The sequence below is a fragment of the Shewanella sp. Shew256 genome (assembly GCF_002196695.1).
Classification (GTDB): domain Bacteria; phylum Pseudomonadota; class Gammaproteobacteria; order Enterobacterales; family Shewanellaceae; genus Shewanella; species Shewanella mangrovisoli.
Map to the genome: position 1 here is coordinate 23,494 of NZ_NAJR01000001.1, position 25,039 is coordinate 48,532.

23 protein-coding genes are annotated in these 25,039 nt (G+C 48.7%); 12 read left to right on the top strand and 11 right to left on the bottom strand.

The window, feature by feature from the left end; genetic code table 11:
* Window positions 1-252: 252 nt before the first annotated feature.
* From B5P39_RS00130 to B5P39_RS00145, 4 genes are all read left to right on the top strand, one after another.
* Window positions 253-1,641, top strand: a complete 1,389-nt coding sequence (locus tag B5P39_RS00130; RefSeq protein WP_088210388.1) for a hypothetical protein — start codon at window positions 253-255, stop codon at window positions 1,639-1,641.
* Window positions 1,638-2,966 (top strand): glycosyltransferase family 2 protein, encoded by a 1,329-nt coding sequence (locus tag B5P39_RS00135; RefSeq protein WP_088209995.1) that lies wholly within the window; start codon window positions 1,638-1,640, stop codon window positions 2,964-2,966. The genes B5P39_RS00130 and B5P39_RS00135 overlap by 4 nt, the downstream gene beginning before the upstream one ends.
* Window positions 2,966-4,021 (top strand): HlyD family secretion protein, encoded by a 1,056-nt coding sequence (locus tag B5P39_RS00140; protein ID WP_088209996.1) that lies wholly within the window; start codon window positions 2,966-2,968, stop codon window positions 4,019-4,021. The genes B5P39_RS00135 and B5P39_RS00140 overlap by 1 nt, the downstream gene beginning before the upstream one ends.
* A 207-nt stretch (window positions 4,022-4,228) precedes the next feature.
* Complete coding sequence (locus tag B5P39_RS00145) at window positions 4,229-4,594, top strand: hypothetical protein (RefSeq protein WP_088209997.1); 366 nt, start codon at window positions 4,229-4,231, stop codon at window positions 4,592-4,594.
* A gap of 1 nt (window position 4,595) precedes the next feature.
* Here B5P39_RS00145 and B5P39_RS00150 read toward each other — a convergent pair whose 3' ends face one another.
* Window positions 4,596-6,443, bottom strand: coding sequence for an alkaline phosphatase D family protein (locus tag B5P39_RS00150; protein ID WP_088209998.1), 1,848 nt, complete (start codon window positions 6,441-6,443; stop codon window positions 4,596-4,598).
* A 180-nt stretch (window positions 6,444-6,623) separates the two neighbouring features.
* Here B5P39_RS00150 and B5P39_RS00155 point away from each other — a divergent pair, with 180 nt between their 5' ends.
* The 4 genes from B5P39_RS00155 to B5P39_RS00170 are packed head-to-tail and all read left to right on the top strand — an operon-like array spanning window position 6,624 to window position 9,891.
* A complete protein-coding gene (locus tag B5P39_RS00155) occupies window positions 6,624-7,553 on the top strand; it encodes a dTDP-4-dehydrorhamnose reductase family protein (protein WP_088209999.1) in 930 nt (309 codons plus the stop codon).
* The gene (locus tag B5P39_RS00160; RefSeq protein ID WP_088210000.1) at window positions 7,546-8,835 is read left to right on the top strand and encodes an ATP-binding protein; all 1,290 of its coding nucleotides are present in this window, start codon (window positions 7,546-7,548) and stop codon (window positions 8,833-8,835) included. Before B5P39_RS00155 ends, B5P39_RS00160 begins: the two co-directional genes overlap by 8 nt.
* Complete coding sequence (locus B5P39_RS00165; protein ID WP_086902272.1) at window positions 8,832-9,383, top strand: response regulator transcription factor; 552 nt, start codon at window positions 8,832-8,834, stop codon at window positions 9,381-9,383. The genes B5P39_RS00160 and B5P39_RS00165 overlap by 4 nt, the downstream gene beginning before the upstream one ends.
* Window positions 9,384-9,414: 31 nt before the next feature.
* Window positions 9,415-9,891 carry a hypothetical protein gene (locus B5P39_RS00170; RefSeq protein WP_088210001.1) on the top strand — a complete coding sequence of 159 codons (477 nt, stop codon included), beginning with the start codon at window positions 9,415-9,417 and terminating at the stop codon, window positions 9,889-9,891.
* 64 nt (window positions 9,892-9,955) lie between these two features.
* On the opposite strand, the gene B5P39_RS00175 is transcribed toward B5P39_RS00170, so the two are convergent.
* From B5P39_RS00175 to B5P39_RS00220, 9 genes are all read right to left on the bottom strand, one after another.
* A complete protein-coding gene (locus B5P39_RS00175) occupies window positions 9,956-10,666 on the bottom strand; it encodes an SDR family oxidoreductase (protein WP_088210002.1) in 711 nt (236 codons plus the stop codon).
* Window positions 10,667-10,691: 25 nt separating this feature from the next.
* On the bottom strand, window positions 10,692-12,269 hold the full coding sequence (locus B5P39_RS00180; RefSeq protein WP_088210003.1) for a cryptochrome/photolyase family protein: 1,578 nt from the start codon (window positions 12,267-12,269) through the stop codon (window positions 10,692-10,694).
* A gap of 591 nt (window positions 12,270-12,860) precedes the next feature.
* A complete protein-coding gene (locus tag B5P39_RS00185) occupies window positions 12,861-13,730 on the bottom strand; it encodes a hypothetical protein (protein ID WP_088210004.1) in 870 nt (289 codons plus the stop codon).
* Window positions 13,731-14,226: 496 nt separating this feature from the next.
* Entirely contained in the window at window positions 14,227-14,814 is a 588-nt protein-coding gene (locus B5P39_RS00195; protein WP_088210005.1) for a DMP19 family protein, read from the bottom strand.
* A gap of 79 nt (window positions 14,815-14,893) precedes the next feature.
* A complete protein-coding gene (locus B5P39_RS00200) occupies window positions 14,894-15,280 on the bottom strand; it encodes a gamma-butyrobetaine hydroxylase-like domain-containing protein (RefSeq protein WP_011624252.1) in 387 nt (128 codons plus the stop codon).
* A gap of 153 nt (window positions 15,281-15,433) precedes the next feature.
* Window positions 15,434-16,762 carry an ATP-dependent protease ATPase subunit HslU gene (gene hslU, locus B5P39_RS00205; protein WP_088210006.1) on the bottom strand — a complete coding sequence of 443 codons (1,329 nt, stop codon included), beginning with the start codon at window positions 16,760-16,762 and terminating at the stop codon, window positions 15,434-15,436.
* 18 nt (window positions 16,763-16,780) lie between these two features.
* Window positions 16,781-17,305, bottom strand: coding sequence for an ATP-dependent protease subunit HslV (gene hslV / locus B5P39_RS00210; RefSeq protein WP_011073856.1), 525 nt, complete (start codon window positions 17,303-17,305; stop codon window positions 16,781-16,783).
* A gap of 157 nt (window positions 17,306-17,462) precedes the next feature.
* Window positions 17,463-18,056: a type II secretion system protein gene (locus tag B5P39_RS00215; RefSeq protein ID WP_088210007.1), complete on the bottom strand. Its 594-nt coding sequence runs from the start codon at window positions 18,054-18,056 to the stop codon at window positions 17,463-17,465.
* A gap of 421 nt (window positions 18,057-18,477) precedes the next feature.
* On the bottom strand, window positions 18,478-19,083 hold the full coding sequence (locus B5P39_RS00220; RefSeq protein WP_088210008.1) for a response regulator transcription factor: 606 nt from the start codon (window positions 19,081-19,083) through the stop codon (window positions 18,478-18,480).
* Window positions 19,084-19,290: 207 nt separating this feature from the next.
* Between B5P39_RS00220 and B5P39_RS00225 the strand changes: the two genes are divergently transcribed.
* Window positions 19,291-21,096 carry a sensor histidine kinase gene (locus B5P39_RS00225; protein ID WP_088210009.1) on the top strand — a complete coding sequence of 602 codons (1,806 nt, stop codon included), beginning with the start codon at window positions 19,291-19,293 and terminating at the stop codon, window positions 21,094-21,096.
* A gap of 85 nt (window positions 21,097-21,181) precedes the next feature.
* On the opposite strand, the gene B5P39_RS00230 is transcribed toward B5P39_RS00225, so the two are convergent.
* Window positions 21,182-22,093: a LysR family transcriptional regulator gene (locus B5P39_RS00230; protein WP_088210010.1), complete on the bottom strand. Its 912-nt coding sequence runs from the start codon at window positions 22,091-22,093 to the stop codon at window positions 21,182-21,184.
* A 110-nt stretch (window positions 22,094-22,203) separates the two neighbouring features.
* Between B5P39_RS00230 and B5P39_RS00235 the strand changes: the two genes are divergently transcribed.
* Genes B5P39_RS00235 through B5P39_RS00245 form a run of 3 tightly spaced genes read left to right on the top strand, consistent with a single transcriptional unit; the run spans window position 22,204 to window position 24,985 of the window.
* Window positions 22,204-23,340, top strand: coding sequence for an alkene reductase (locus B5P39_RS00235; protein WP_088210011.1), 1,137 nt, complete (start codon window positions 22,204-22,206; stop codon window positions 23,338-23,340).
* Entirely contained in the window at window positions 23,340-23,984 is a 645-nt protein-coding gene (locus tag B5P39_RS00240) for an ester cyclase (protein ID WP_088210012.1), read from the top strand. The genes B5P39_RS00235 and B5P39_RS00240 overlap by 1 nt, the downstream gene beginning before the upstream one ends.
* The gene (locus B5P39_RS00245) at window positions 23,981-24,985 is read left to right on the top strand and encodes a polysaccharide deacetylase family protein (protein ID WP_088210013.1); all 1,005 of its coding nucleotides are present in this window, start codon (window positions 23,981-23,983) and stop codon (window positions 24,983-24,985) included. Before B5P39_RS00240 ends, B5P39_RS00245 begins: the two co-directional genes overlap by 4 nt.
* Window positions 24,986-25,039 lie beyond the last annotated feature (54 nt).

The window sequence follows — 25,039 nt, forward strand, 5'->3', positions numbered from 1 at the left end:
GTAATTAATTTATTTTTTATGTTTTAATTTAATACTGTTTATAAATAATTAAAATCAATATTCGTTTTGTGACTTATGATTTGATATCTTATTTTTGCATCTAATATGATGCCCTCATTCTTCCTGCCTTCTCAATGCTAAATGCGTTAACTATCTCCTAATGAATATCTAGGTGGGGACTATTCTTTGTTTATTACATGGAACTTTATATTTAGCTGATAAATATATTCCTACTTAGTGCAAGGTTTTGATATGGCAACAGTATATACCGCAAATGTTGTAGATAATTGTTCTTACGACGATTTTGTTTGGATCGGTCCCTATAATCACTGTGTGTGGCATCCGCAGTTTGAAGCATTTAACTCGGTCGAGGCTCTGCTAGAGCTAAAACTGTCTCCCCAATGCATAGTCTTATCATTACAGGCCGAAGAACAAGATAAGTGTTTACGAGCACTTAGGAAAAATGACGCCACCTTTTTAAGCCATATATTGGTATGTCATGAGAGTGCGTTGTCACCCTATTTAGCCAATGGAATATGGAATGCGGAATATGATGAAGGCTATCAAATATATCAACTGAAGAGACAACAAATTAAATTAGATTATCAGGATGACCCTCGTTATAAGTTGCTGGCTTATTTATGGAGTCATCAGGATGCGATATTAGAACCGCATTCCGTACCAGAAAAGTCTTATCTCTATGATTATCCGTTATTACGCTGTTTTGGAATTAATCCAGAGGAGAGTTTTAGCTGGTTGGGCGAATTACAAAAATCTCAGTTAATTGAAAAGGCTGAATTATCTAATCGATTACGTTTTTGCCCTGGTTGTCATTCGGGGCATCTTAATTACATCGATGTGTGTCCCCAATGTCATAGCATAGATACCGAGCTGCAGAGTAGTTTGCACTGCTTTAATTGCGGTCATGTGGGGGCTCAGGCTTCTTTTCGTAAGTTGAATACGCTGTGCTGCCCTAACTGCTTGCAGAATCTGCGGCATATTGGGGTGGATTACGATCGCCCGATAGAAAATCAACATTGTAATAGCTGCCAGACCTTATTCGTTGATGCCGTAGTCGAGGCGAAATGTCTGCATTGTCAGCTCAGCAGTAAGCTTGATTATTTACACGTGAGAAATGTTTACAGCTTTAAGCTGGCGATCCCGGGACGGACCTTAGTGCGTCAGGGGCGCTCGCAATCTTGGTTTGCCCTAGAGCCGGGCGAGCAAATGACCAGTGCTCAGTTTTATTGGCTGCTGGATTGGCAGAATAAATTAGCAAAACGTCACCATCAAACCCATTCCATTTTGTCGATTCAAATGTTGAACGTGGATGAGTTTTTGGCAACAGAAGGTGAGGCCAAGGGCTTTGCCCAGCTCGATGCCTTGCAAGAGCGTCTGCGGAGCGTGATCCGAGTAACCGATGCCTGCAGCAACTATACCCGCGACGGTTTGTTGATGTTATTACCCATGACGGAGATGGGTCAGCTTAAGAGTATCTATAGCAAGTTGTTCAATCTCAAAGAGCTGCAATCGGCATCCAAAATTGAATTAAGTGTAAAAGCCCTGACCTTACCCGCAGACATGGGTGAGAATGTGGGTGAGTGGCTAACGGATCAATTACTCAAAGCTAAGCCAATATGAGTGAATTCAACACCATCAGCTATATGGTGCTCGATATCTGGCACCAATTGGATGAACATTTAAGCTTTTTCGCTTGGCTAGTGCCGCTTATTTTGCTGTATGAGGCACCGCTGATGTTGTTGGTGCTCACTGGCATTATGCGGTTTTACTACACCCACTTTGTGCAGGTGCCTCGGCAGTCGCTGTATCACCCTAAAGTGTCCTGCGTGATCACTTGTTATGCCGAGGGTGAGGCCGTCAAATCGACCATAGATTCCTTTATCGAACAGGTATATGACGGTGAGATTGAGATCATCGCCGTTGTCGATGGTGCAGTGCAAAACGCGCTGACCTATCAAGTGGCGATGGCGGCGGCCAAGGCCTGCCAAGCACCAAATCGCAAGGTGGTGGTGTTGCCAAAGTGGCAACGTGGTGGCCGAGTGTCGACTCTCAATGCTGGCCTCTCGGTTGCCACGGGGGAGATAGTGATCAATGCCGATGCGGATACTTCCTTCGATAACGATATGGTGTCGCAAATCGTGCCCTATTTTGAAGATCCTAATGTGCCCGCCGTGGGTGGCGCATTAAGGGTGCGCAATGTGAATGAATCGATACTGACGCGCATGCAGTCAATTGAATATCTGATCTCCATGCAGGGCGGCAAGACAGGACTTGGCCAATGGAATCTGCTGAACAATATCTCCGGCGCTTTTGGCGCCTTTAGGCGGACATTTTTAATTCAAATTGGCGGCTGGGATACCCATACCGCCGAAGATTTAGATTTAACTGTAAGGATAAAGCAGTACTTTAAGCGTTATCCCAATTGGCATATTCCGTTTGCGACCTTAGCCATAGGCCACACCGATGCACCGGCCGATCTCAAAACCTTAGTGTTACAGCGCCTACGTTGGGATGGGGATTTGTTGTTCCTGTATTTTCGCAAACACTGGCCAGCTTTTACGCCTAAGTTGCTGGGCACTGGGACCTTTATCTTTACCTTGCTCTATGGCTTCTTACAAAACGTGTTGATGCCCTTTGTCATCGTTTTTTATTCCATTGGGATAGTGATGAGTTATCCGTGGCAGTTTATTACCTCGATTTCGTTCACGATTTACGGCTTCTATTTTGCCATCTTAGTGTTCTTCTACTTGATGGTGTTGTTGGCGATTTCGGAGCGGCTGTCACAGGACTTACGTTTAGCCATTTGGTTACCTTTATATCCGTTCTATGCGCTGTTTATGCGTATGGTGTGCCTGTTTGCAATCTTGAACGAAGTTTTTCGCCGCTCCCATGAAGAAAGCTCAATGGCGCCATGGTGGGTATTGAAACGTGGGAGAAAGTTTTAATGAAAATCAACTATCAGCCGAGCGACAAGGCGCAGCGTCCAACGGATGACAACGGCATTGGGGTAAAATACGCCGCGGCTAAACGTGGCGGTTTTAAGGGGCGCTGGTATTTGTTATTAGCCCTGGTCATTACGCCCGTTGTTGTGGTTGGCTGGATATTGCTGCGTCCGCATTTGTTTATCTTAGCCAGTGGCATAGTGACGACCGAGCCCTTAGAAGTACGCGCTCCCAGTGCGGGAGATGTGGCTTCGATCCTAGTGAAACGGGGCGATGTGCTTACTCGTGGCGCAAATATTTTGACCTTAGTCGATGCACAGTTAGATGCGCAAATTCGCGAGTTGGAGAAGCAACTCGCTCAGCTGGAGCAGGATAATCTCAGCCTTAATGCCGAGATCCTCACGCAATTACAGCAGCGTATCTATGTGGCTGCCGAGGGGGTCACTCGACAGAATGGGTTGCTCGACAGTTTTGAGCGTTATCAGCGTAAAGGGGTGGTTCCTACTGCGGATATGGCAGCCGTGTTACAGGCGCACACGGCTTCAAAAATGGCGCTCGAACAGGCCAAAGTCGATTTAATGCAGGCGCGCCAAGGGCAGAAAACGGAGGTGCTCGCGGGGCCAATCGCACAGTCCAAATACAATGTTGAGTTGCAGCTTGCAAGGTTAAAAGCGCAGGAATCGCAATTGCATATCAAGGCGCTTAATTCGACGCGGGTCGTCGATGTATTAGTGCAAGCGGGCGAGCATATTGTCGAAGATAGACCCTTAGTCTTGCTCTCGGGCCGTGAAACTGCGGTGATCTTCGCTTACCTTGAACCTAAGTACTTGGAATACACTGATATAGGTCAAAAGGCGACGATAAAACTCCCTAATGGCACGCGGATCCGCGCCGAAATTTCAGAGCCAACCGAGTTAGTGGGGCGTTTACCTAAACAGTTGTCAGGTCCCTTCGATGGGGAAAAGCCAGTATTGCAAATTACCTTAAAGCCAGAGGTCGTCGTACCAACGTCGATCGAGGGCGTGCCAGTTGAAGTGAGCTTTGATTATCTTTGGTAGTTCGCCTTCTTAAAGTGAATGCTTTAAGACTCATGCCGCTTGCAAGGGATGGCGAGCGGAGCGTCAAATTATGGGTGTACAAATTTTAATACTCTTCTGCGGACATCAGCTTAGGCCTTAAACTGGTGAGAGGAGCGCTTCTATGGTTATGATACTGTCCGACTAAAGTTTCAGTGCTGCGTTTTATCGGCCAATTAGGATGGTAAGATGACCAAATCTGCAATCGTTTCAATTTTACTCTGTGCCGCTGTGTTGCTGGGCGCCATGTATTTTGGCGGCTGGACTAAGCATCCCTATGTGCAAGAGCTAACGACGGAAATCCGTAAAGCCAGCGCGGTGATCGAGCCGAAGAAACCGAATGCCGAGGCGATGCAGAACGCTGACAATCAAACTGATGTGTCGTTACAGCCCAAGGGCGTTTGGGACCAGATGCGTGATGATGCAACGCCGCAAAAACGCCTCGAGTCCCAGCTATTTAAACAGAGCTTGCCAAATCAAGAAGCCACCGCTAAACCTGTGGATTCAGGTGCGGGTGCAACTAGCGCAGAAGCGGCAAAACACAACCCTGTTTAAGCTATTCCTGCCTCGGTGGTTCGAACCGAGTCTCGGTCATATCCCCATGTAAAACAGCAATTTTTGTCGGTTCACCATCTTCAGCTAACACCAAAATTCCTATCCCACTGCGGTTGACTAAACGCTTGCTGCGCTCGCCATTAGGGCGCCGACCACGCAGCGACATTCGCTTACGTTTAGTGAAGAGATTTAACGGCGAGAAGTGGCCGTACAGCCAGCCATTGAGCTTATCGAAGAGTGGCAGTAGCTTCTCGGGGAACTGGTTTTTAATCCCGCTACAGGTAATTTGATAAATATTCGGGCTACTACGACGAAAGCGAATGCTGATGTCATAGGCGAAGGAGTAGTGCACATCCCCCGAGAGGATCACAAATTGCTCTGGGGTCTTGCGGTGCATAAAGATGCTCAGTAGGGCATTGGCGGCGCCAGGATGTGCCATCCAGTTTTCGGCATCGACCAGCAGCGAGGCGCCCATTAGCGTCGCCATGCGTTGCACGGCTTCAATCACCTTGACCCCAAACATGGGCGCAGGGGAGACGATAATCACCTTAGATTGACCGAGTAGCGCCTGTTGTAAATCCATCAAGGCCTCCCAGTCCATTAACCCCGAGGGTTTAGCGAGATTGGATTCACTGCGCCAGCGGCGGGTGCGGGTATCTAACACGACCAGCTTAGGCGAAGTGTCTAAGGTGTAATGCCATTGCTCGAATCTGAGTAACAGATCGATTAATTCATCTTGAGTTTCTGGCGCTGGGCGGGTGAAAAAACCATCTAACAACGGCCGAACCTCGGCATCAAACTGGCCCGGTGCGTTGCCTAAACCTTGGAATAAGGTATAGGCAATCAAGGCGTTACCAATAATGCGCTTCGAAAAGGCATGGCCGTAGGCCGCCTGCTCCCACTTGGCGGTGAGGTTCCAATCGTCGGTGATGTCATGGTCATCGAACATCATATACACAGGAATATGCGCCATCAGGCGCCTAACCTGTTTTAGCCCCGCCTTAAAGGCCAATAGGTTTTGCCATTCCCGCTGCCAACGTAGCTGATTCGCCGCCGAGAGTCCCTCAACCTCCTTGGGTAAGTCGATAAGCTCCCATAATTCGGGCGACCAAGTCAGCAGATACAGGGCAATCATCTCATTGAGACTGACTAAATGGTTTTCGGCAATCGATGAAGTAAAAATCGGATGATTGATATACCAGCGCCAGAGCGCGGTTTTGGCGGGATATTCGGTGCGTGGCAGTAGGTCCTTATGGCGTAAATATAAATGCTCGTGCTGGTAACTTAATGCTTCGCTTCCCGCAATATTGGCGCCCTGAAAGGCTTCATGGTGCAAACCCAGTTTTTCAATCACTTGACCTATGGCGCATAGCATAGGGCCTGCCACATCATCCACATAGACCTGATCGCCGCTGAGCATCAATAGCGCAGGGCGTTCGTTATTGCCTTTATCGATAAGCTGGGCGAGTTTGGTATCGGCGGCGACTAAGGCATCTTCACTGTGGTGATGGGGATTGCGGCATGAGCCATGCCATACCTGTGTCAGTGCTTGGCTAAAGTAAAGATGAGGCGAGTTAGCATCGCCATAACTCAACGCTTTGACGTTACTAAATAGGTCATCAATGCCCTTGGCCGAGACGCGATATTGGATAACCATTTGAGGCGCAAGTAATTCGGGGCGCGACAGGCGAAGTAAATACTGAAAGGCATGCTGACCGAGCGGCACACAGTGCACTTCTTCCTCTGTTAACGAATAACTTTGCTCCCCTAAGGTAAGCTGTAATTCGCTTAACGGCTCGCGGCTCACAAACCAGAGAGTAAAGTGTGAGGCGTCGCAGTGGCGCAGCATGGGGCCTGCAAGAATGAGGGGAAGTGCTTGAGTCAAATTCAGCCTTTTGGTCGTTAATCGGGTTAAGTGGTACAAACTCGATGAGGTTGAGCACAAGCAAATAAGAGTAAACAAGTGCGTTGAATATGAAAAGCTTTTAGAATTATGAACCAAATGAATGGCTAAGGATCGCGGGGCAATATGGCAAACATTATGGTAACGGGCGCAACCGGATTACTCGGCAGGGCGGTCGTCAAACAGTTAACCGCCGTGGGTCATAGGGTGATTGCCACTGGTTTTAGCCGCGCCGAGGCGGGGATTTATCGGCTCGATTTAACCCAAGCCGCCGAGGTTGAAGCCTTTATTGCCCGTGAGCAGCCCGAGGTGATAGTGCACTGCGCCGCCGAGCGTCGCCCCGATGTGTCCGAGCGCTCACCAGAACATGCCTTAGTGCTGAATTTGAGCGCCAGCCAAACCTTAGCCGAGGTCGCTAAAACTCACCAAGCTTGGTTGCTTTATATTTCCACCGACTATGTGTTTGATGGCACTACGCCGCCCTATGCCGAAGATGCTGCGCCCAATCCGGTCAATTTTTATGGTGAGTCTAAATTGCAGGGCGAAACCTGTGTGCTGAACGCCGACAGCGGTTTTGCGGTGTTACGTTTACCTATCCTCTACGGCGAAGTGACTCAACTGAGCGAGTCTGCGGTATTGGTACTAATCAACCAATTGTTGGATAGCAGACCGCAGCGGGTCGACCATTGGGCCATTCGCGCGCCAACATCGACGGCAGATATTGCCAATGCCATCGCTAAGCTCATCCAGCGGCAGAGTGACGGCGCCTATGTATCGGGGATCTACCATTTTAGTGCCAAGCAAACCATGACTAAATACCAAATGCTGCTCAGCTTAGGTGAACTGCTAGGGATAGATACTGCGCATTTACTTCCTGAGCAAACACCCATGGATAGCGCCAAAAGGCCGCAAAATTGCACCTTAAGTTGTGGGCGTTTAGCGGCATTGGGGATCCACTCTGAGCTTGATTTTAAGGCTGGGCTTAGTCAGGCACTTAGCCAATCCTGCGCGGCACTGGCGGCGGTAGGCTGTCGTTTAAGGAATCACCATGGTTAAGATTTTAGGCACCAATTTACAAGCCGCCGACCAAGTGGCACTGCTTCGAACCTTAGGCTTATTGTTGCAAATCGGTTTGACGCTGTTTGCCGCCGACACCTTTGGCCTGAGTTTGCAAATGGAGCCCCTAGTGCATGTGTTTGTACTGGAGGTGTTGTATTTGTCGCTCACCTTGGCATTGCGTAAACCCTTGTTTGCGAAAGAGCGTGGCCTGTTTATTGCCCTGAGTCTCGATACCTTGTTTTGGATCTCTTGGCTGTATTTTTCGGGCGGGGCGACCAATGCGTTTATCTCCTTACTGCTATTACCCATAGCGCTCGCCGCCGTGACTCTGCCGATTTGGGCACCTTGGAGCCTAACGGCGATCTCAACGCTTGCCTATAGCCTGATGATTTTTACCGTGCCTGAGTCGCAAATGCATCACCATGGTATGGATATGAGCTCCCACTATCTCGGCATGTGGTTTAACTTTGTGATTTCGGCACTGGTATTGACCACGAGTGTGGCGTTAATTGCCAAGCGCATGCGCCGTCAAGATGCGCAGCTTGCCTATATGCGCGAAGGACAACTGCGGCAGGAGCAATTGTTGGCGCTCGGCACCGTCTCTGCGCAAATGGCCCATCAATTGGCGACGCCGCTATCGACACTGCGATTATTGCTCGACGAATTAAGGGACGAACAACCCGAACCTTCGGTCACGGTTGTTGAGATGGAAACTGCATTAGGCCGCTGCGAACATACCTTGACCGAACTGCGGCTGGCGACTGAGTCGATTCGCGACCGTCGTCAGCGGCCACAAAAGGTCACCGAGCTGGTGGCCGGATTAAAGCAGAAAACCCAATTGCTGATGCCGCAAACTGAACTCAACTGGTTGATCACCTGCGCCCCTAAGCAGTTGGAAGAGCAACAGATCTTAACCGATATGAGCCTAACCCCCGCTATTATGGCCTTGATTGAAAATGCCGCCCGCGCCAGCGCCGAAATCTTAGGTGTCGCTCAAGTGGATATCAGTCTCGATAGCGCGCCAAGTGAAGGGCAGATCTATTTGCAGATCCGTGATTATGGCGCGGGTATCGCTCCCTCATTATTGCCACAATTGGGGACCTTATTAATCGAGAGCCCCAAAGGCTTAGGCGTGGCCTTGCTGCTGAGCCACGCCAGCCTCGAGCGTTTGGGCGCGGAGTTGATCCTCGCCAATCATCCTCAAGGGGGCACAGTGGCGCAAATTCGTTTTACCCTCTTGCAGCCTAATGCATCGGCCACGACGACGGAGGCGCTATGAAACGGCTATTGATTATTGAAGACGATCAGGCACTTGCGGGCGTGCTCGCGCGGCGGTTGACTCGCCATGGTTTCGAATGTCGCTTAAGTCACGATGCCAGTAATGCGCTGCTGGTGGCGCGGGAGTTTTGCCCTAGCCATATTCTGTTGGATATGAAACTGGCCGAGGCCAATGGCCTGAGCTTGATCGTGCCCCTGCGTAATCTGTTGCCTAAGGTGATCATGGTGCTGCTAACGGGCTACGCCAGCATTGCTACCGCAGTAGAGGCGATTCGCCTCGGCGCTGACAACTATCTTGCTAAACCCGTCGATACCCAAACCTTGTTGGCGGCCTTCGAGGTCAATAGTCAGGCGAGCGCACTGCCAGAAGATGAAATCGATGACTCGCCGCTCAGCCCTAAACGGCTGGAATGGGAGCATATTCAGCAAGTACTCAATGCTAATCAGGGCAATGTGTCGGCTACGGCCCGCCAACTGGGGATGCACCGCCGTACCTTGCAGCGTAAGTTATTAAAGAAACCCGTGAGTGAAACCGGGCCGATCAAGTAAACGAGAATTTGCTCAAGGAAGGAGTCGTAGTATGCGTGAGTATGATGGGATTGAGGTGCGTTATCGCGGGCCCGATGCCGATTTAGCCAAAAGCTTGCAAGTGATTGAAAACCTGTTGGGCTTTGCCCCCGATCCGCAGCAGTTAGACTTTGATTTATCCTTTTGGGCAGGTGGTGCTGGGGTACTTGATAAGCTGGCAATCTCCTGCAATGTTTCGCCCGAGCAGTGGCAAACACTCAAGCAAAAGCTGGATTTATATTCCCCCGAACAGATGATAGCTAGGGAAGATTGCCGCGAAGACTTTATCTGGTTAGTTGCCGATGATGAGGAATGCGGTGATATTTTGGCGGCTTCGGTACAATTTATTAATGACAACAAGGCGCCGTTTCAAGAAGCATGCGATATATCGCAGTCAATCCACTTTGGCTATATGAGCGATGTGAATAATTGGACGGCAGTATGGGGGCAAGGCAGCAGAATCAATTATGCCTACTTTTGTGAAGGTTAAGAGTTGTCAGGGCTAAGCGCTGTCAGTACTGAAAGCTGCCAAGTTTAACTATTGCCAATATTTGCTACCAAGGCAGCTCAGCACCATCGTAGGCCAAAAAGCTGCCCGTTTGTGCTGGTATGGCATTGGCGATAATACTCACCAAACATTGGGCGACGTACTCTGGTGTAAACAGCTTTTGTTTGGGTACGTTCTGCTGAAAAGGTTTGGATAATCGCGTATCCGTGGTGCCGGGATGCAGTGCTAGCACCACGCAGTGTTTCATCGTTCTTTGCCATTCAATCGATAGCGTTTTAAGGAACATATTCAGCGCCGCTTTCGAGGCGCGATAGCTGTACCAACCGCCTAATCTGTTATCACTAATGCTGCCAACTTTGGCCGATATCACTGCAAACCTTGCCGACTCACTGCGCTTTAACGTGGGTTCAAAGTGCTTTGCCAGCATCATACTGGGCAGCGTGTTTAGCTTGATATTGTGCAGGAAAAAATCCCCATCGAGTGCCTGCACGCTTTTTTCTGGTCCCTTATCCTCTGTGTGCAGCATCCCAATACAGTTGATTAGCCAATCTAATTGGGGAATGTTTTGACTCAGTTGCTTAATCTCCTCCTCAAGGGTGATATCCAGCTGATGCCAGATAACGCCATCGTCTCGTTCTGTATCTGGCTGATGATGTTTATAGGTCGCATGGAGAGTGGCCTCGGGATAGGTTGCGCGCAGCTTATTCACCATGGCGTGACCTATACCACCGCTACCGCCTAACACTAAAATATTCATCGCGTATCTCCCATGCGAAGAGCCTCTATAGGCGTTCAAGTTGCGCTAGATGTTGTTCGGCCGTTGCCAGAATGGCTTGCCTTGCTGCCTCATCGGTTTTATCCCAAGTGCGGTACAGCATGGCGATGCGTGGATTGTGGGAGAGTTGTGCGCGGTGTTTATCCATAAAGCGCCAATACAGGCTATATAATGGGCAGGCGAGGGCGCCGCTACGTTCTTTTATCTTGTAATGACAACCGCCGCAATAATCACTCATTTTATTGATATAACTGCCGCTCGCGGCATAGGGTTTAGTGCCGACAATACCGCCATCGGCGAATAGCGCCATACCGCGAGTATTGGGCATTTCGACCCACTCAATCGCATCCACATACACGCCTAAGTACCACTTATCCACCTCATCGGGGGCGATTTCGGTCAATAAACAAAAGTTGCCAATCACCATTAAGCGTTGAATATGATGGGCATAGGCATAATCGAGTGACTGAGATAAAGCATGGTGTAGGCAATTCATTTGAGTCTTGCCACTCCAAAAGTAGTCGGGCAGCTTGCGCGTGGCCTCAAGAGCATTAATGCTGGCGTATTGCGGCATATTGGCCCAATAGATACCGCGTACATATTCACGCCAGCCGAGAATTTGCCGAACAAAGCCTTCGACCTGAGCTATCTCAATAAAAGGGTTTGCATGATAGTGCTCAATCACCGCATTGATCACTTCTAATGGGCTGATAAGTTTGGCGTTTAGGCTAAAGGACAGCCGACTGTGATACAGGCTCCACTGCGCTGGATGTTGCTGAGTCATTGCATCTTGAAAGCGGCCAAAGGCGGGTAGGCAGTATTCACAAAAATACTGAAGTAATTCGAGGCTTTGCGCGCGGTTTATCGGCCAGAGCAAACGTGTATCCGCCTTGCCCATAGTATTAATCCCATGGCGTTGAAGACGCTCGAGAATATCTTGCACATTGTGGCCAAACATCAAGGGTGTGGGTAATGATTTAATATCTTGGGATTTAAGCTTTTGCCTATTGCTCGCATCAAAATTCCATTGCCCGCCAACGGGCTTGCCATCCTTTATTAAGATATTGAATCTTTTACGCATTCGCCGATAAAAATGCTCCATCAGCCTGTGTTGCCCTTGGGGAAATTCCCTATCAATTTCGTCAAAGGGGAATAAAAAGTGCTCGGTATCGACGCAATTCACAACGGCATTGGCCAACTTAAGCTGGCTTAATTGCGTGAGGAGTCGATATTCGTCAGGCCGTTGATATTCAAACTTAATCGCACCCGTTTCGGCAACATAGTGTTGTAGCAACGCGTTGAGATCGGCAAAGCCTTGGGTATCGTCGAGGGTGAGGTAACGCACTCGATGCCCCGCAGCGCCAAGCTCGCTGGCAAACTGCGCCATAGCGCCAAAAAACGCGCAGATCTTTTGCACATGATGGGTCACATAGGTGTTTTCTTGATGCAACTCTGCAATTAAATACAGCACCTTGGGATCGACTTGCTGATACCAAGTATGTTGGGCGTTTAGCTGATCGCCTAAAATCAGCCTAACCGTATGGAAGTGCTGTAATTGCTGCTGTGATTGCTGCCGTAATTGCATTAGCTGGACTCTGGTGGATGGTATTTGCAATTGAGGATTACGATGATATGGGCTGGTGGGATCAATCTGAAGATTGCTTTACGAGGGTAGTTTTATCGCTGTGATTTGGGATTGATTAACTGATTTGAATATCGAATCGGCTGAAGTGATGTAAAAGCAACGTCAAAGTCAAAGTCAAAGTCGTGGGGCTTCACCCCATGATTTTTTAATAAAGAGTCGACCAAAAGGGGAGCAACAGCAATTCCCTCTTGCCTCTTTATTTACAAGAGTGCTTGCCGAACAACGTCCATGTTTAATTGCCAGTTCGCCATCCATGGCTCTCGTTCGTATCGCTGCGTTGCAGCACTCACCCTAGCGAAGTTAGATGCATTGGTTAGTGGCTTCGTGCTTATTCGAAAATCGCTAACGCTTCCGATGGTACATCCCCTATTTATTAAATAAAGAATCCGAAAGCTAACTCGGCATCCATGCCTCGCTCACGCGATTTTCTTCAACGCCCTTCAGCAACTTCGCAGGGAAAGGTGAACTTCTGTCGCTTAGGTATTAACTTTTAATTCCAAAAGAGTCAGCTTGTCACATATTTTGGAAAATTTAATTGCCTTGTTGAACAACATATTTTTGAATCAACTCTCTATTTAATACCTGGTCTACTGATAACCTTTCTAAGGAGCGCAAGTCGAAAGATTTTAGGCTTTGAACATACTTTTCAATTTCCTTTGGCACTGATTGGTAGAAAAGATAGTAAGCTTGACCATGCATCTTGTTTTTATGTCGCTCTAGAAGAGGTTTAATTTCACTCCAAGTACCTATAGCCATATCCTCAACTTTTTTGAACCATCGTTTTGATGCTAGTTCGTTTCTACCGATCAAAACTATATCTACGGGAGGGATTAATGACGGAATAGCATCAGGCCAGACACAAGCAGTAACGGCTTTGCCTTTATAATTTAGTAACATAATTAATGGCACAAAAACATCATCTTCAACTTCTTCTTGAAGAGTTTCCTTATGAATATTCCAAGACCAGACAGCTTCCAGCTGTTCTGTAGGCAAACTGAAGACATCTGGATGATCTTCAAGAATTGATTGATATCCAAATTCATTACCATAAAGCCAACCGCTCGAAAATTCTTCCGAGTTAAAATCTCCAGAGCCCATTCCGTGGGTTTGAGGATCATCTACTTTCAAATTAAATGTTGATATAAATTCCCTCACCTCAGGCTCAGCTTCTTTGACAAAGAACGTTGGTCTAAAAAAGTTCATATTAAATACAATTGGGAAATATTCATTATCATCATCTTGCTCTTGGTATTCAAAAACAAAATATACTCCTGTGACTTCATTTTGATACCAAGCTTGTGAGTCTTCTAAGGTGTAATTTTTACGACCATGAAAATAAGAATCAAATTGCTCTTTCGAAAAATCCCCATTTTGGGGTTTCATAAATAGGTCATAACTCATCCACTCGCTCCCTAACTGGATTTAACACCATCATTGTTTTTATAGTTTGCATACGTATAACCCCAATGTTGAATATTTAGGGAAATAACATGCAACCAACTGATTTAAATTGATTTAGACGATAGCAAAAACCATTCAGGTTATAAAGTATACATGCGCATGATTTGTGATCGTTTTGTCTATTGATTGGAAGATTGGATAAGACAATTCTTTTGAGATAACAGCCAACACAGAAGTTACAGAATACACATCCACTCGGAGTTGCCGCAGGGCATTTGCGTTCGTTGCGTGATCGAGGCATGGATGCCGAGATAGCGTCAGTCGAATCAGGGACGAGCGTCTGACGCGATAGCATAAGGACGCTAAATGTCCAAGGGGCTTTCAACTCCGTTGGGGCGTCTTGGAGCATCCAAGGAGGATAGGACGAGCAGTCCTCCTTGGTCGGGGGTGGGGTGAAGCCCCACGACGTTAAGTGTTATTGCGATAAATAAAATATTTATCGGCTCGATACTACCAACCCAGTCTGTATCGCATAGCTCTCTAGTTTGATATCAAGATTATCCAAATCTTTATAAAACTGATCATCGAGTTGATTGAGTCGGGCTTCTGCTACTGGATTATCGGTTGCGGCGAGGCGTTGGTCTCTGTCGGTCGGGACGGGATGGTCGCCAAATACCGCCTGTTTAGCCTGTTGTAGTAGGGCTAACGAATGCAGAGCGCCAATTTGCTCAAGGCCGCGCTCGGCAACAGCATAATGCTCGCCCGATGAGTTATCGAAATACTGGATAAAGCCGCCGTTGTAGACTTCGCCTGAGAGGCAATTGACCGCGTAATAGTGCTGTGCTGCTTCGCTTAACGTGTGAAAGCCCTGCTTATTGTCGTGCACCCGCACCACTATTTCTCGCCACAGGGCTCTAAAAGGGCAGGTTTTATCTAATTCCCGCTCCTTTTGGTAATAGGCTTTTGCCTGTTCGATATTTTCACGATTGCCATTTTTACAGGGCATACATAAGCCCGCATTGCGTTCGGCTGTGCTGGGCATGATTAAGGTTTGGCAGGCTGTGCAGGGGACTTTTTCCGACATTATCTTTCCTTAGACTAGTCAGTGGGTAAGCACTCAAGGAGAGTCTTGAGCGCTCTCCTTGAACAAGGGCGATAATTTATTAGTTGTATTTTATATTCATCGCGATCAACGGTTCGCGGGAAGCCTTTTCGGCACGTAGGCGAGCTAGATATTTTTCCCATAGTTCCACTTGGTGAGTGGCGAGATCGTAAAGCACTTGCCAGGAGAATAAGCCTGTATCGTGGCCATCGTCGAAGACAATTTTTACCGCGTAGTTACCTACGGGTTCGATGCTGGTGATATTCACATTTTTCTTATGGGTGACCAGCTTAGGATTACCGTGACCATGCACTTCGGCGGAGGGGGAATAGACGCGTAACATCTCACAGCTGAGTTGATACTGCTCGCCGTTATCGAAGCTGATTTCTAAAATGCGCGATTTACGCTTGAGCTTAAGATCGGTGACATTGGGTGTGCTAGTGGTCATAGGTAGTGCCAAGAAAATACGGGGAATGGACAAGCTGTAACATAACAATTTGTGGCTAAGGTTACAAAGTGTAAGCCTTAGTCACAGTCACAATTTTGCACGAATGTTCGGTATCTTGGATACCGAACATTGCAGGCTGGATAACAGCCCTAGTTACAGGATAAAGCGGCTTAAGTCTTCGTCTTGAACCAGATTATCTAAGTGAGCACTCACATAATCGGCATCAATCACAAATGAGCTGCCAGACTTGTCGGAAGCCTCATAGGAGATATCTTCCATCAGCTTTTCCATCACGGTATGCAGACGACGGGCACCAATGTTTTCGGTGCGCTCGTTCACTTGCCATGCCGCCTTGGCAATGCTCTCGATGCCCGACTCGGCAAACTCAATGGTCACGCCTTCGGTGGCCATCAGTGCGATATATTGCTCGGTCAGTGAGGCATGTGGCTCAGTTAAAATGCGTTTAAAATCATCGGCTGATAACGCATCTAGCTCAACGCGGATCGGTAAACGGCCCTGTAACTCTGGGATTAAATCCGAAGGTTTTGCCATTTGGAACGCGCCCGAAGCAATAAACAGAATATGGTCGGTTTTGACCATGCCGTGTTTAGTGGTGACTGTGCAGCCTTCAACTAAAGGCAACAGGTCGCGTTGTACGCCTTCGCGGGACACGTCTGGGCCTGAGGTTTCGCCACGCTTACAGATTTTGTCGATTTCGTCGAGGAACACTATGCCGTGCTGCTCAACCAATTCAATGGCTTGCTCTTTTAAATCTTCCTGATTAACCAGCTTGGCCGCTTCTTCTTCGATCAACAGCTTAAAGGCTTCTTTGATCTTCATCTTGCGACGTTTGGCCGGTGCTTGGCCCATGTTTTTAAACAGGCTTTGCAGTTGGTTAGTCATTTCTTCCATGCCGGGTGGCGACATGATTTCGATACCTACTTGGGGCTGGGCAACATCGATATCGATTTCTTTGTCGTCTAACTGGCCTTCGCGCAGCTTTTTGCGGAAGATTTGACGGGTATTGGAGCTGGTATCGCTATCTGTGTTGTCCCACTCGTTTTTCGGCTTGGGCAGCAGGGCATCGAGAATACGTTCTTCGGCATGTTCTTCGGCGCGTTGGCGGCATTTACCCATTTGTTGCTCGCGGGTCAGCTTGATGGCGATGTCGGTTAAATCACGGATGATTTGCTCGACTTCTTTACCCACGTAACCCACTTCGGTGAACTTAGTGGCTTCAACCTTGATGAACGGCGCATTGGCGAGCTTTGCCAAACGGCGGGCAATTTCGGTTTTACCTACGCCGGTTGGGCCAATCATCAGAATGTTTTTTGGGGTGACTTCTTGACGGAAGTCGGCATCCAATTGCATGCGGCGCCAGCGGTTACGCAGGGCGACGGCGACGGAACGTTTGGCCTTTTTCTGGCCGATAATATGGGCATCCAGCTCGTGGACAATCTCACGGGGGGTCATTTCAGACATAATATTCCTCACGGGCTGTTAGTAGTTAAGTTCTTCAATTGTCTTGAATTGATTGGTGAATACGCAGATATCGCCTGCAATAGTCAACGACTTTTCTGCAATTTCCAGCGCCGATAATTCGGTATTTTGTAGCAGGGCTAATGCCGCCGCTTGGGCATAGTTACCGCCCGAGCCAATGGCGACTAAATCATGTTCTGGCTGCACTACGTCACCATTACCAGTGATGATCAGTGACGCTTCGGCATCGGCGACCACAAGCATGGCCTCGAGTTTGCGCAGCATACGGTCGGTACGCCAATCTTTGGCCAGTTCAACGGCCGATCGTAATAGATGACCTTGGTGCATCTCGAGCTTGGACTCGAAACGCTCAAATAGGGTAAAAGCGTCGGCGGTGCCGCCAGCAAAACCTGCCAACACTTTGTTGTGATATAAGCGACGCACTTTCTTGGCGTTACCTTTCATCACGGTATTGCCTAGGGAGACTTGGCCATCGCCGGCGATGACAACTTGGTTATTACGGCGTACTGATACGATAGTGGTCACTTTTGAATCCTCTTCTCTTGCCCGCAATGAAAATCCTGCGGTGGATGATGGAATAGATATGGGGATGGATGGTCAGATTTCAAGTGAAAGCGGAAAAAGCCACAGGGCGTTGGGGATTTTATGCCCTGTGGCTAAAGCGGGTATGCTTGGTGCGTTATTAAGGCTCAGGTGTAGAAAAGGAGGTACGACCGATGACAGTGCGGCCATCGAGGGGATAGTATTTTAGCTCCCAGTTCTCACTGCCAAAACGGCGATCATCCGACACATAGTTAAAATAACAATAAGTGTCAGGATCACTTATTGCGCCGCCAGCGTACCAGTAGACTATGTCGATATCGGATGCCTGTTGATTTTCCCAATTCGTGTGGGAGGTGAGGACAAAGTTCGGATTATCGAGTAAGGATTGCCACAGCTCACCGCAGAAAGCGCCTTGTAATTGCGTGCCTTGGTTACCGCTTTGGGCTGTGTCTTTTCCGAGGGGAAAGCCGGTAGTGGTGGAGTCAACTGTGCCATCACCATAGCAGGCAAGATTTTGGGTATAACCCGAGTGTCCGCCCGCAAGCCAACAACTGTGATACAGCTTCACACCAGAGGTAAAAGCGGCGAAGGCGGCTTTGGCTCGCGCATCGTGGGCGTCTTGGCTGAGATTCATAAAACGAGTGGCCGCGACCACGGCAAGAATCCCTAAGATGATGATAACGACCACCAGTTCGATTAGGGTAAATCCCTTAGATGTGTGTAGACGGCTCATACTGCTCACCTGTTGCTAAGATGGCGATATTCTAACTTAACTTTTAGCGATGATCATTAAGCTATTGATAGTATTTGAATTAGCAACATAAGGTTTACATTAGCCTCAGGCTAAATCCTTCGTCGTATTCTTTGATTGGGCAATGACTTAACGGGAATATGAACAGAATGGGGAAATAAAAAAGCCCCGAGAACACTGGCCGTTCTCGGGGGAAGGTTCAAAGCAGTGGATCTTTAATGCCTACGGGACATAAAGGAGAGAACCTAAGCCGAGTGTGGCAGTTTATTGCTTAAGCGACAAAGCTAAACTGACAAACTGCGACAGCTTGTCGCAGGGGGCTGTTTTGTGTCTCTTTAGCTAAGGAAAAGATGAGTTATCGAGTGCGACAGTCGGTAAGTCAGGCTTACGAGGTTCGTTGTGGCTAGGGCAATAGGGCATTGAGGTGAGCTAAATGCTGTACCAGTTCTGCCATATTGCTAACTTCGAGCTTTTTCATAATCTTAGCGCGATGGACTTCGATGGTTCTTAGGGATAAATACATGGCTTCGGAGATCTGTTTATTGGTCATGCCTTGAACCACATGGGCTAATACTTGTTGTTCGCGCTCGGTCAGTTGGGCAAATTTTTGCTGCAGATGTTGTTGTTCAAAACTGGCTTGGCTTTCTTTATGTGCTTTTTCAATCGCTTGAACTAAAGCTTTGCCGGACACGGGTTTTTGAAAAAAGTCGCAGGCGCCCTTGCGAAAGGCGCTTAATGCCATGGGTAAATCGCCGTGGCCCGTCAGAAAAATCCCCCCTAGCGGACTTTGGGTCTCGAGCAACTTTTGCTGGACTTCTTGGCCGGTGATCTCCGGCATTCGACTATCTAAAATCACGCAGCCCGCCTGGGTTAATGGGCATTGAGTTAAAAAATCCCGACCACTGCTAAAGGTTTGTACCTGATAGCCAAATTGTCCGAGCATAAAGCCTAAGGAATCGAGAATCGCCTCATCATCATCGACTAAATACAGTGGCAGCTTGGTGGACATGGTTTCCCTTGCGGTGGTTTGTTACTCCATTAGCTTAAGTCTGCCGGAGGGCTGGCTCAATTTTAAGCCGAGGTCTTGGGAGGTGTATCACTAAATTAGCCGAATCCCATGGGCTGGATCCGAGAGTTTGGCGTTATTCACAGCTTAATTTTTGCCTAGCTTATAGAGTGTCCCGAAGACAAAGGCATATAAGACAAGGCAATAGCAATGGTAACTTGGTGTAGGGCGCTAGTAGTGAGTTGCATCTTGAGCCTAATGGGGCTCAATTTGTCCTATGCCGATGAAGACATTACCCTGAATGAATTTAAAGTGGGGGTATTGGCCAATCATGGCGTGTTACAGGCGAAACAACGCTGGCAGCCAATGATGGATTACCTCAGCGAAAAAGTCCCCAATAGCCGTTTCGAAGTGGTGCCAGTGGATTTTAATGGCATGCGCAGCCAACTACTTAGCCACGATTTGCAATTTATTGTGACCAACCCCGGCCAGTATCTGCACTTGAGTAATAACTTTCCGCTCTCGTGGTTGGCGACCATGAAGAGTCGTAAGCATCAGGGCAGCACTTTTACCATAGGCGCGACCATTATTGTGCGTGCCGATAGTCCAATCCGCAGTTTGCAGGATCTACGGGGTAAGAATGTGGTCGCCAGCGATCCGCAGGCACTTGGTGGCTATCAGGCGGCGATGGGACTGCTGCATAAAATGGGTTATCTGCCGGAGCAGTTTTTCGGTGACGTGCGATTCTTAGGCTTTCCCCTAGAGCCGTTAATCTATCAGGTGCGCGATGGCAATGCCGACGCTGCCATTGCGCCTTTTTGTACCTTAGAGGAGATGATTGAAACCGGGCTTATCAATCAGGCCGACTATCGGGTTATTCATCCGACCAATCCCCCTGGGTATGATTGCGAGGTCAGTACCCAGCTCTATCCCAACTGGTCATTTGCGGCGGCGGATACCGTATCGCCGCGCATTACCATGCAAATCACCCGTGCTTTGTTTGACTTGCCCGCCGATCATGCGGCGGCGATTACCGCCGATACCTTAGGTTGGACGGCGCCAGTGAGCCAGCTCAAGGTGATTGAGTTATTTAAAGAATTACAGCTTCAAGGCGCGTCGCCGCCCCTGTATCAAACCGTCTATAAATGGATGGAGAAAAACAAAGAGTGGGGCGGGGTATTGCTGCTGATCTTTATCGTATCGACCATTTATCACCTGTGGCTTGAGTATAAATTTCGCCAAAAGAGCGAGTTTTTGGTCAGCACCGAGCGGCAGTTAAAGGATAAAGCCTTGCAGCTAGAGCGGTTGCAGAGTGCGGCGATTCTCGGGGAGATTGGTGCAGGATTGGCCCATGAGTTAAATCAACCCATAGCCGCCATTACTCAATACAGTGAAGGCGCCATGATACAGCTAGAAAGGCTGGGACAGGATAATCCTGAACTCTATGATATTTTGGGTAAAATCAACGCACAATCGATACGGGCGGGGGCTGTTGTGCACCGTATTCGCGGTTTGCTTAAGCGCCGTCAGGCCAAGGCTGAATCACTGAATGTCACCTTAGTCGTCAAAGAGGCCCTCGCTCTGCTACGGCGCGAGTTAGACCGCGCCGAGGTGCAAGTGACACTACAAGTCGAAGGTCATCCCTTTGAGTTGATGGGTGACAGTGTTGGCCTCAGTCAAATGTGGGTCAACCTAGTGAAAAACAGCCTCGATGCGCTGGAGGCCTGCAAGGATAACCGTGCACGGCAGCTAAGGATTGAGATCTATTATCACTCTAGTGAAATCAAAGTATTAGTCATAGATAATGGCGAAGGTTTACAGCGCCAAGCCAGCGAGTTAATGGCCTCATTTGCCTCCACCAAAGATGCGGGCCTCGGTTTGGGCTTAGCCATTTGTAAGGATGTTGTCAGCCGCCACCATGGCAGTATTCAAATTGAAAATTGTCAGCAATCGACACATGCCAGATTGCCTTGGCAACAGGGCTGTGTGGTAACTGTGGTGCTGTCTAAAGGCTAGTATTTCCCTTTAATAACCTGAAGATGCTCGCTTCGCGATTGAATCACTGTGGTTGTAATCAGCCAAGTTGCCTCTAAGCTAAGCCCTAAGGCGCTGGATATTCTTGGCTAAATTGCTGCAGTTTTTGCACTAAAAACTCAATGGTGCGGCGTATTTTATGGCTCGGGTAGTCGGTTTGCAGATAGACCAATTGCAGTGGCACTGCAGGTGCGAGTTTGTCGGCTAAGATAAGCTTTAGCCTGCCTTCGGTGACATCCTGCGCCACATCGAGCCAGCTCTTATAGGCGATACCTCGCCCCGCCAGCGCCCAATCGCGTACTACGGCACCGTCGTTACAAAAGCGTTTTCCTCTCACTTCAATCTCTACGGCTTCACCATTGTGGCTGAATTTCCACTTCTGCCATGGCTCACCGCCACGATTTAAAATCAACACTTGGTGCTGACTCAGTTCGTTCAGTGTTTGTGGCTCACCATGTTGAGCAAGATAAGCGGGGGAGGCGACGAGCACTCTTGGCGTCATCGACAGTTGGCGCCGTTTTAGATTGGAATCTTCAAGCTGGCCATAGCGTAGGGCTAAATGGATATTTTGATCGATAAGATCCGCCATATGGTCGCCAAAATAGAGTTGGATCGAAAGATCTGGCGCGCTATCCATCAGCTCATCTAACCAACCGCGGAACCGGCTGCGACCTATATCAGAGGGCAAGGCAATGCGTACTTCACCTTTCAGCTCGCCCCTATGTTCGGCCAAATTGGCGGAAGCGGTTTCGAGCAAGGCCAGAGCAGGCTTAGCGGCATCGAGAAAAATCCGCCCTTCTTCCGTGAGCTGCAATCGCCGTGTCGAGCGAGCAAACAGCTGACAACCTAGCTTTTTTTCAAGCCGTTGTAGGGCGGCGCTGGCGGCTGCGGGTGTCATTCCGACCTCTTTGCTGGCGGCAGATAGGCTTTCGAGCGCCGCGATACGCAGGGCAAGTTGCAGATCGTTTATATGGTACATATCAAATTATTTTTGAAAATGATTTAAATATATGGCTGATTATCAATATAGATTAATTAATGCACTATTGCACTCAGATATTCAAACTTCATTTATGGTTCGGAGTGCATATGAGTTTATTTACAGCCTATGAGTCAGCGGCACTGACATTACAAAATAGTATCGTGATGGCGCCGATGACACGGGCGCGTACCACGCAGCCTGGAAATATTCCCAACGACTTAATGGCGCAATATTACGCCCAGCGTGCGTCGGCTGGTCTGATCATCACAGAAGCGACCCAAATTTCGGACGACAGCCAAGGTTACTCTTTTACCCCCGGTGTTTATACCGAGGCACAAATTGCTGGCTGGAAAAAAGTCACTGCGGCGGTGCATCAAGCGGGCGGCAAAATCTTTAATCAAATCTGGCATGTGGGCCGAGTGTCCCATCCGATTTTTCAGCAGGGCGGGGCGCCTATTGCGCCTTCGGCGATAACCCCTGTAGGCACTAAGGTGTGGATTGTTGATGAGCAGCATCCCGAGGGACAAATGATGGACTGCCCCGAGCCGAGGGACATGACCCAAGCGGATATCGACCGCGTAGTGGCCGACTTTGCCAACGCAGGGACAAATGCCGTTGCCGCGGGTTTCGATGGTATCGAAATCCACGGTGGCAATGGTTATCTCATCGACCAATTTCTGCGAACGAATTCTAACCATAGAACCGATGCTTATGGCGGCACGCCTGAAAAACGTATTCGCTTTTTATTGGAAGTGGTTGAAGCGGTCAGTGCCAAGATTGGCGCCGATAAAGTAGGCGTTCGCCTCGCACCCTATGTGACTTTTAAGGATATGGCTTGCCCTGAGATAGTCGATACTATCCTGTTAGCCGCTAAGCATTTATCGGCGTTGGGCGTAGCGTATTTGCATTTGTCGGAAGCCGATTGGGACGATGCGCCGCAGGTGCCTGAGTCCTTCAGAATCGAGCTACGCAAAGTGTTTAAAGGCAGCATTATTGTGGCGGGGCGTTACGATGTCGAGCGTGGCAATGAGGTTATCGAAAAAGGTTATGCCGACTTAGTGGCCTTTGGTCGCGCCTTTATCGCTAATCCCGATCTGCCCTATCGATTAGCCAATCAATTACCCCTATCACCCTTCGATAAGGGGCCATTATTTGGTGGCAGTGCGGCTGGATATACGGATTATCCAAGTTATCAAGCGGCGCTGCGAGCAGTGGTCCGCTCTAGCGATGATGAGGTGGCATAATGCAACATCGCACTTATTGCGCCGTTACGCCTTGGATAAAAGTCGGTTTATGGAGCTCAGGATTACTCGGCTTAGCTATTTTGGGCTTTGCGCTTGCAAGTCTTAGCTTGGCGGCGTTTGCCGCTCAAGGGGGTTCTACCCAAGCCAGTGTTGATGTCAAAACTGCTCTTACTCCTAAGGTGACAGCAATGGAGCGGATCAGCGATGGTTCGTCACAGGCTGAATCTATTGCCCACGCCGCTTTGTTATACGCTAGTTTTTGGGATACCGGCGACCCAACATTTGCCCACTGGGCATTAGCGACCGATTTTATTGACCGCACTTTGCCAGAAGGTCGTGCACAGGGGATTACTGGTCCGCTCGAGGCCTCTAAAACCTTTAGGGCGGCGGTGCCCGATCTCTCTGTAACCGTTGAGCATCTGCTGGTGGTCGGTGACCGTGCGGTTGTGCGTCTCCGCTTTAATGGCCATTTTACCGGTGTCTTTGGTGAACAGCGTGGACAAGGGCAAAAAATTGATTTTCGTGCCGTAGATATGTACCGAGTGCGTGAGGGTTTCATCACAGACAACTGGCACCTTGAGGATTATCAGACGCTATTTAGCCAGCTTGCCGCTAAAGCTGTAACCACAGGAGCCAAGTCATGAACCCACGTCGACAATTTTTAAAGACCAGTTTACAGGCGAGCGGTGCCTTGATTGCAGGTGTAGGGCTAAGTCAGTCAGCCTTTTCCATGGGATTACCGAGTTTAGTGGCACTCGATGATCAAACACAAACTTCAATAGGAGGCAGTATGAATAAGCGTTTTTGGCCTAATGGCGAACAACTGGTGATCTCTATATCCATGCAGTTTGAGGCTGGCGCGCAGGATAAAAACGCCGAAGGTCCGTTTCCACCAATGGAGCAGGGTTATCCAGATACTATTACTCCCAGTTGGTACGACTACGGGATGAATGAGGGAATACCGCGTTTGCTACGTTTATGGCGTAAGCACAATATTCAGGTGACATCCCACATGGTGGGCCGCGCCGCCGAATTACATCCATTGCTGACAAAACAAGTGGCGGATGAAGGCCATGAGATTTCAGGCCATGGGCAGACCTGGACGCCACAATACAGTATGTCGCCAGCGCAGGAGCGTGATTCTTACATCCAGAGTATCAATACCTTAGAAAAAATCACCGGCCAGCGTCCCATAGGGTTTAATGCGTTTTGGATGCGTCACAGCACCCAAACCTTAAATATCCTGCAGGATCTAGGTTTTATCTATCATATTGATGATTTATCAAGGGATGAGCCTTCGATTATTCTTGTGCAGGGTAAACCGTTTGCCGTGGTGCCTTATACCTTACGTAACAATGATATAGGTCGCTTTGGTGGCAATACTGCGATGACGGCTGCCGCCTTCTTACAGGAGCTTAAAGATGAATTCGATATGCTCTATCAGGAAGGCGCATCCCGGCGGCGGATGATGTCGATTAGTGTGCACGACCGTATCGGGGGGACGCCAGGTCTTGCCAATGCCTTAGACAAGTTTATTCAATACGCGAAAGCACACTCGAAAGTGGGTTTTATGCGTAAGGATGCGATAGCGAAATGGGCGCTGGCACAAAAGGATACGCCCACCAATCCGGCAAGAACATTTTAAGGGATAAAACCACAGCACTGAGATGTGCTGTGGTTTTTACTTTCAGGGAGATAT